The sequence below is a fragment of the Pseudomonas sp. 18.1.10 genome (assembly GCF_024655625.1).
In the GTDB taxonomy this organism is placed as follows: domain Bacteria; phylum Pseudomonadota; class Gammaproteobacteria; order Pseudomonadales; family Pseudomonadaceae; genus Aquipseudomonas.
The window spans coordinates 1-6,948 of record NZ_JANLGL010000260.1; the positions used below are offsets into that span (position 1 = coordinate 1).

Here is a 6,948-nt window from a genome sequence, read left to right on the forward strand (position 1 = left end):
AGGCAAGCCAGCTCCCACACTTAGACCTGCGCCAGGCTCGGAAAATGGCTGCGCCGCCAATCAACTGTGGTAGCTGTCGAGGCCCGGTGAAGCGGGTGATAGCAGGTTGGCCGACTTTGGCGTTTTGGCTTTGGGGCTTCGTCGCAAGAGCGTGCGCATAGACCACGCCGTTGAAGGTGTGGGTGCTGTTGTCGTAAAAGGTTTGCATGCGCTCAGGTGTCAGTTGAGGGTTAACTTTTTGCAGCAGGCCAGCGTCGTCGACCCATAAACCGCTGTAGTAACTGTTTTCATCCGTTCTCACGTAGTCCTGCTTGTCGCTTTCATGGAGCGCGACCATCCAGAAGATGGGATCGGGGCGATCCAGGCGGGCGTTGGCTTCGCTGAAAACCTGGTCCCATGGGTGGCCGACTTTGGACAGGAGAAAGCGGAACAGTGGCGTGTAATCAAATCCGTGTCGGTGGTGGCTGTGCATTGAGCTGCGGTTGGACTGTGCGGCCTTTTCGCTTTTGGTGTTTCGTTCGTACCGGTAAGCGCTGCAACTGCCGTGACGCACGCCATGGGTGCGGGTGTTGACTGAGCGGTAGAGGAGGGGCTTTTTCATGGTTGGGCTCATTGTCTATTAGGCTGCTTGGGTGGTGGTGGCCAGGCGCCTTGGTAGCGGAAGGAGATTTGGTAGTCGAAGAGGGTTGGTTCGATCACGTGTTGGAAATGGGTTTGGAGAGTGGTTATCCAGCTTGGGAGAACGTTAAACACGTCCGCATAGATCGCGGTTTCCTCGCTCAACCCCAACGCCTCAAAAAAACTATCGCCATCGTCGATGTCTGCTGAGTACTCATCTGCCTTCAAGTAATCGCTGTGCTTTTCATACCATCGCAATCTGATTTTCATAACCATTCTTTTGCTTCCTCTTTATCTGTAAATTCGACGCTCTGGTTTTGCAGGTCCTCGACGTTCTGCGGTGTACGGATCAAATGCGCCGAGGTGTTCCAAATCACTGTTTCGATAGACTTCCAACTCTCCTTTCTTCGCATCCCACTCAAATATTTTCCTGCCTTTTGCGTCAATCCAGCGTTCACGTAAGCCGCCCCCACCTTTTCTTGGTGTCACGGGCCTTTGGGGTATCAATCCGGGGAAACCCGTTATGTCTTTGGCTTCGGGGGCTGGGAAGTAGTCGTGGTCTGGGTTTCTGAGCCCTTTGCGAGGTGTGTTAACCACCACATACAACGGCCCAACCCCCGACTCCACCGGGAACACCAGAATAAAATCCCGATACTCAGGCGGATAAACCGGATTCACCAAAATCTGCGCTGCCTTCTGCGTCGGCGGAAAAATCCAGATCACCGGTGCTTGCGGCGCCGCCTCCAACGCTGGGATTCCCAGGGTGTCCCCCGGATCAACCGCAGGCGTCCAGATCAGCTCCACACCTTCGCCCAAATCCGCCACAAACCGATCGCCACGGCTTTGGAACTGCACCACATCGATCATCTGCCAGTCGGCATTGCGGCCGGTGTAAAACCCATAGCCCTTGAGCGTGCCGTCCTCCAACTGCTCGATATGCAAGCGCATCTGCGAGCGCGCCCGTTGCATCGAGCGCAATTGCTCGTCGGTGTAGAGCGCGCTATCGCCCAACGATGCCGGCCACGCCAGCCCGACCAATCCCGCTAGCAACCCACTCGCTACCGTGCCAGCCGCAACAGCCGCCGACTCCACCACCGCCGTCCGCAACGCCAACGATCCCAAGCCAACAGGCAATGCACTGCCGCTGATTTTGCTCAAGGCCACCGTGCCCTGGTCATCCACCTCTCGTCCGCCCAAAAGGCTGAAATGGCCGTATTCCTCGATCAGCTCAAGGGGGACGTAACCGGTTGGATCGTTGTAGTGAATAAGCCCGTCGGGCAGTTGGCAGGGTTTGAGGAATGTGCAACCGGGAGGTTTGGCGGGTGCAGGGTTTGCGGGTGGGAGAGGGGCGAGCAAGTCGATAGCCGGCGAATGGGGCACGCGCTTTGGTTGCGGGGTCAGGATGCGGCGTTTGAGCTGTTCTTCTTCGGTGATGGGGTAGGCGCGTTCTGACATGGCTGGCTCACTTCCTTGTGTGGGGGAGTGAGCCTACGAGGGGCAAGCAAGCGCCTGGAATCGGGGTTGTTCGATGGTTTTTGTGGGAAAGGTCAGCTGGCTTGTTGCGACGTTGACAGTACGTATTTCAGTTCTCTCGCCTGCATGTGGAAGGTCTGAGCGCTTTGGACTTCAGGCAAAACATCCACACGAGTAGGACCGCTCTGTTTTCTGTCTGCGCCCCTCTTTGGCGACAGGGCGTTTGCTACGGTCGCGTGAAAAACACGCGATGGAAATACTGAATGCTGACCTTCAACACCCTATGGAAAAACCACCCGGAAATTTTCGGCGACACAGCCCCGTGCAGAAGCAACGGCGCAAAGAATTTCAGCGATCAATGCGCGATCAATTTAGGCGTAGCACTGCGCAGATCCGGCGCCGATCTGAGCCGCTTAGTCGGCGTGCGCTATTGTTGGCAGCACCCAAGAGTGAGGGCCACGTGCTGGCAGCTGAAGAAATGGCCAGGGCTTTAAGCCGCGCTAATATTCCCGGTTTAAGGGCGGTTATTAAGTTGAAGCCCGAAGACTTTGAGGAAGTGCTAGCCGGGCAGCAGGGCGTTATCTTTTTCAAAGACTTTTGGAGGCGAGGGAAAGAGACGTTTGGCAATCGTAGTGGTGACCATATCGACCTGTGGAATGGGCGACGGTTGACTGACTGGCTGAGCTACCCGCGGATTCAGATGGGGTTTTCGATTGAGGGGACGTTTTCGAGCTATCACGATTCCAGGGAGATTTGGTTTTGGAGGGTTTTATGACGGCGGTTAAGGGGATTGGGTGCGTGGTGTTGGTGGTTGCGGTGGCGCTTGGGGTGTTCAACGGGGTAGTGGTGGCGGTGTCTGCGTATTTTGGGCCGTTTTATGAGAGTGATGCGGAGCAGAGTCGGAATTTTGGACTTTGGTTGGTGGGGAATGGGGTGATGGTTGTGGGAGCGGTAGTGGGCGGGGCGGTCTGGTGTTACAGATGTTTGAAGAGGGCGCGCGGAGTCGCGGGAGAGTAGATCGGGGCCGAAATAGTTAGCTTTGTTTCGAATATTGCGATTTTCGTTTATTTCGTCTAGCTTTGGCCTCAACTGAATTCCGCAACACTGGAGCTGCATCATGATCACCAACTCTCTCCCGAAAACCATCCCTCCGCTGGAAAAGGAAGTCGAAGCCGCCGTGCAAGGCCAGCGTGAACTCGCCTCATTACTGTCGACCAAATTTGAAACCCAGCGCATCGACATCTTCGACAAAGAAGACAAGCCCCATACCCTCGTACTCCCTACCTCAGCGCTGCGTTTATTGGTCGACATCCTCGGAGAGCTCGCCATCGGCAATGCCGTCAAAGTCGTGCCCGTGCACGCTGAATTGACCTCCCAGGAAGCCGCCGACTTGCTCAACGTTTCACGTCCGCATTTGGTCAAGATGCTGGAAGAGGGCGCTATTCCTTTCACAAAAACCGGTCGGCATCGGCGCATTCGTTTTTCGGATTTGATGGAGTTTAAACAGCGGCGTGATGCGGAAAGTCAGGAGGCGATGGAGGCGTTGGTGCGGCAGGCTCAGGAGCTGGGAATGGATTATGGTATCGGTAACCGGAGTAAATAGACCGCGTAGACTCATAGGTTGTAATTTTTTAGGGTTTTGTTGAGTTGTTTGAGTTCTTTCACAATATTTGGTCCAAAGCCATGCTCTGAAGACTCGCTTTGCTCAAAACTTTTTATATCTAGCTTAGATATACTTTTCAGATTTTTGGTGAGGGTTAGGGGGCTGCCTGATCTACGAAAGGTGCAATTAACAGTTATTGCAATATCTCCAATAAATTTATATAGGCCACCATACTGTCCCCACGCAAAGCTAATTTGCTGGTCGGGAGCTAAAAAAGGAATTCCGTTTACAATTGGCCCTTTTGTCATTTCGTCAGGCATGTTCTCTGGAATAGGGATGCTAAAAGCCTGAGAGGGAAGGGGGCGGCTTGTTTGGAAGTTGATATTGTATGCTGCACCTTTTCCTATGTTCTTTATTGTTAAGCATACGAGTGAGGGTCTGGTGGGGTCAGGGTTTGCATATACAATTATTAAAGGGTCTGTCGATGAGCGGTAAACTATGTAAGTTACTAGTGCGGATGCGCTGGCAATTAGTGCCATAAATATTGAAATCCAATCACTTAGCGTCATAAGGTTTCTCTGTTGTAGGTGTTTTTGAGGGCGAGCGAAAGCAGTTTCGTCCGTTAGTCGTCCATTGTCTCTATTGCTTCCTTAATCCATATCTTCTGTTTCGAATATTTCTCTCTGCTCTGTAATGATGTCTAAAGCACGATACAACATTTTATGTATTTTCATGTGCTCTACACGTTTGACTTCGCCGCGTGTAACAGACGCTTGGTCAACATAGCACCAAATGTAGGTGTCCATAGATCCGGTTTTAACTCCGATCGCGCCGACTCTGTAAAGGCAGGCCAGTAGGTTTGCTAAGACTTCTGATTCTTTAATTGCTTGGGAGTCATAGTATTTTTTTACTATTGTAGTGCATGGGTCGTTATTTTTTTGCTCGTATAAAGAGAGCATCACATCTTCTAGTCGAGAGTCTTTTATCATTGATTTTGTGAAGGTTGCTTTAAGCCCTCTAAGAATTTCTACTGTTTCTTCGAAGGAAGGATGTACCTCACCCCATTCTTCTTTTAAGGATTTTAGTCGCTTTTCTGAATACTGCGCTTCGGCTGCAAATAATGACCGCCACGATATTCTGTCTCGATCAGCGGCGATCAAGAAGCTTTCATTTACGAACTGTAATATGTCTCGAGGTCTACGTAGTGTTCTTTCTATAATGAATTCTATTGAGGTTTGGCCTCCTCCTTTTCGTGCGCGAGGGAAAATGTCGTCAAACGTGACCAGCTGTTTTGTGTATTGGCTTTTAAAAACTTCATTTATTCTAAGTTCAATTAATTTTGCCAGTTCTTCTGGCGACCACCGAAGCTCCAAAAGATAAGATTCGTATTTTTCTTCTTGGAATCCAGAGTCTCTTGTCATATCAAATACTAGAACCAGCAAGTCTTTGCGTAGCGCAGCAATGATTTTAGCTTGCTTGACTCGCCTGAAAGTTTTTATCTCTTCTATTAGTGCTCGAATAAATCTAACTCTGGTGTCAGTGCCAGCCCACTCTTCATCAAGTTGATCGATAAGGATGTAGAATTTTTTCTGAGGGTCTCCGAAGGAGTGATCGGCTAATAAGTCGAGAACTTCATTGAGTTTCCTTATTTGTAGTCCGTTTACAACTAGGCTGGCGCGCTGTTTTATCTCTAGGCGCTCTTCGTCTGAAAGTTTTTTTGCCCCGTCCAGTGATAATGAAATTCCGGCATATTTTAGGCCTATGCTGCTTTTTGTGTCAGACTCTAATTTGCTAGTTATAATCTTCAGTTGTTCGTCGGTGTCTAGCCAGAATCTATCTCCCCATTCGCTAAAATACTCAAGAGCTTTCTTTTTTGTGATGTCTCTGCTGAATTTACTTAGTATCCCGTCGAGAAAGCTACGGCTTTCAAACTCATTGTTTATATCGTATCTTAGCTTTAGGAATTCAACGGTGAGTACGTGGCGCCACAAAAGCTTGTAGAATAAGTCAAGGTTGATATTTAGAGCTCCGAAGAACTGTATGATGTCTGAGTGTTCTAGGAATCTAATGGATATGTCGCTTGGGTCGAGCTTGACTACTTTTTGTGCCGAAGATTTTACCTTGTAAAGAAGGGCGCTTTTGCCGGACCCGGTTCGGCCCAAAATGATTGATGCCGGGTCCTCTACATCAAGTAGTCGATCTAAGTAGCCATTGTCTACAAAACAACGGTTTAATAGCTCCGAATCTCCTTCTGCATCGAGAGATCCAACTTTAAGATTTCTTGTAATTTTTAACTTTTTGTCTTCCATTTTTATCCCTAAAATCGAAGTCTCTAATTTTTTACCGAGTAACTAAAGCCAATCGTGTGTAGTCCTTTAACAAGTGTTGTTTCAGTCGTATCATTTCCATACGTGATGGCAAAATGCAAGCGTGATCAGATGAGGTGTAGTCCATCACCCGTGACCTCGATGTGAACCCTCAAATATTTAGTCACAGACTAGATCTTCTTCTGAGGCGGTATCCACGGTTACCTTTCACCAGTCGCTTCCACCCTGCGACCGGACTTGAGAATCCGAGAAACAATAGGCGCATAGGCGCCACCATCCATTAGACTGTTGGCGCATTTTTGTGCCCGCATTGTCTGTGTCATGGCGGCTATGCGTGGGAGACCTTCGGGTCTGCCGGGTTCCTATTGTCCCGGTTTCTCAGCCCGCGCATAGCTGCCACCCATTCGCATGAGAAACGAACGTGGCAGCTCTACATTAGGAGCTAAAGTAATGACCGTTTCTGATAGTCGATACCCACTCAACACTGCAATCCTCACCCCTACCCCGTGCGGAGGTGCCCAATGATTAACCCACCCCTCAACAAAACCCTCGGCATCATCACCTTCGCCACCTGCGGCACACCGCCCAACCAACACCACCTATTCCGCATCAACTCCGGCGTCCCCATCCGCGAAGCCCTGGTGCATGCCTCCGAGCTGTTGCACTGTTCCAAACTGCTTGCGCTGGATGCTGCCATGGACAAAAGCGCCGACCGCTATGCCTGGGCCGCGCATTATTTGGGGGAGATGGCGAAGGCAGTGGTGGATGATTTGGCGAATGGGATGTTGCCGAATGGGGTTGCCGGGGAGGATGGGGTTGCTGTGTAAGGCTGGGGTTTGAGGGTGTGGGGGCGGGCGTCTTCGCGGGCAAGCTGAACTGGTCAAGTAATCTTGGACACCGATTAAGGTTCACGCCGCTAACCTTTCC

The 6,948-nt window shown here is 50.6% G+C and carries 8 protein-coding genes; 3 read left to right on the top strand and 5 right to left on the bottom strand.

The window, feature by feature from the left end; genetic code table 11:
• The 3 genes from NUV89_RS26265 to NUV89_RS26275 all read right to left on the bottom strand — a co-directional run.
• A partial coding sequence (locus tag NUV89_RS26265) for a hypothetical protein (RefSeq protein ID WP_308220205.1) occupies positions 1-601 on the bottom strand: 601 nt, incomplete at its 3' end.
• A gap of 8 nt (positions 602-609) precedes the next feature.
• A complete protein-coding gene (locus NUV89_RS26270) occupies positions 610-894 on the bottom strand; it encodes a cloacin immunity family protein (protein WP_257783609.1) in 285 nt (94 codons plus the stop codon).
• Between the two features lie 15 nt (positions 895-909).
• A complete protein-coding gene (locus NUV89_RS26275; RefSeq protein ID WP_257783610.1) occupies positions 910-2,073 on the bottom strand; it encodes an S-type pyocin domain-containing protein in 1,164 nt (387 codons plus the stop codon).
• A gap of 478 nt (positions 2,074-2,551) precedes the next feature.
• Between NUV89_RS26275 and NUV89_RS26280 the strand changes: the two genes are divergently transcribed.
• Together NUV89_RS26280 and NUV89_RS26290 are read left to right on the top strand one after the other, a co-directional pair.
• Positions 2,552-2,866, top strand: a complete 315-nt coding sequence (locus NUV89_RS26280; RefSeq protein ID WP_257783611.1) for a type VI secretion system amidase effector protein Tae4 — start codon at positions 2,552-2,554, stop codon at positions 2,864-2,866.
• 342 nt (positions 2,867-3,208) lie between these two features.
• The gene (locus NUV89_RS26290) at positions 3,209-3,694 is read left to right on the top strand and encodes a helix-turn-helix domain-containing protein (RefSeq protein WP_257783613.1); all 486 of its coding nucleotides are present in this window, start codon (positions 3,209-3,211) and stop codon (positions 3,692-3,694) included.
• A gap of 11 nt (positions 3,695-3,705) precedes the next feature.
• Here the strand turns inward: NUV89_RS26290 and NUV89_RS26295 are convergent, their stop codons facing one another.
• Complete coding sequence (locus NUV89_RS26295; RefSeq protein ID WP_257783614.1) at positions 3,706-4,263, bottom strand: hypothetical protein; 558 nt, start codon at positions 4,261-4,263, stop codon at positions 3,706-3,708.
• Between the two features lie 81 nt (positions 4,264-4,344).
• On the bottom strand, positions 4,345-6,003 hold the full coding sequence (locus NUV89_RS26300; RefSeq protein WP_257783615.1) for a P-loop ATPase, Sll1717 family: 1,659 nt from the start codon (positions 6,001-6,003) through the stop codon (positions 4,345-4,347).
• A 539-nt stretch (positions 6,004-6,542) separates the two neighbouring features.
• Here NUV89_RS26300 and NUV89_RS26305 point away from each other — a divergent pair.
• Positions 6,543-6,848 carry a DUF3077 domain-containing protein gene (locus NUV89_RS26305; RefSeq protein WP_257783616.1) on the top strand — a complete coding sequence of 102 codons (306 nt, stop codon included), beginning with the start codon at positions 6,543-6,545 and terminating at the stop codon, positions 6,846-6,848.
• Positions 6,849-6,948 lie beyond the last annotated feature (100 nt).

Excerpts from the sequence above, each read along its gene's own strand:
- NUV89_RS26270 (WP_257783609.1), bottom strand. The coding sequence starts at position 894 with ATGGTTATGAAAATCAGATTGCGATGGTATGAAAAGCACAGCGATTAC.
- NUV89_RS26275 (WP_257783610.1), bottom strand. The coding sequence starts at position 2,073 with ATGTCAGAACGCGCCTACCCCATCACCGAAGAAGAACAGCTCAAACGC.
- NUV89_RS26290 (WP_257783613.1), top strand. The coding sequence starts at position 3,209 with ATGATCACCAACTCTCTCCCGAAAACCATCCCTCCGCTGGAAAAGGAA.
- NUV89_RS26295 (WP_257783614.1), bottom strand. The coding sequence starts at position 4,263 with ATGACGCTAAGTGATTGGATTTCAATATTTATGGCACTAATTGCCAGC.
- NUV89_RS26300 (WP_257783615.1), bottom strand. The coding sequence starts at position 6,003 with ATGGAAGACAAAAAGTTAAAAATTACAAGAAATCTTAAAGTTGGATCT.
- NUV89_RS26305 (WP_257783616.1), top strand. The coding sequence starts at position 6,543 with ATGATTAACCCACCCCTCAACAAAACCCTCGGCATCATCACCTTCGCC.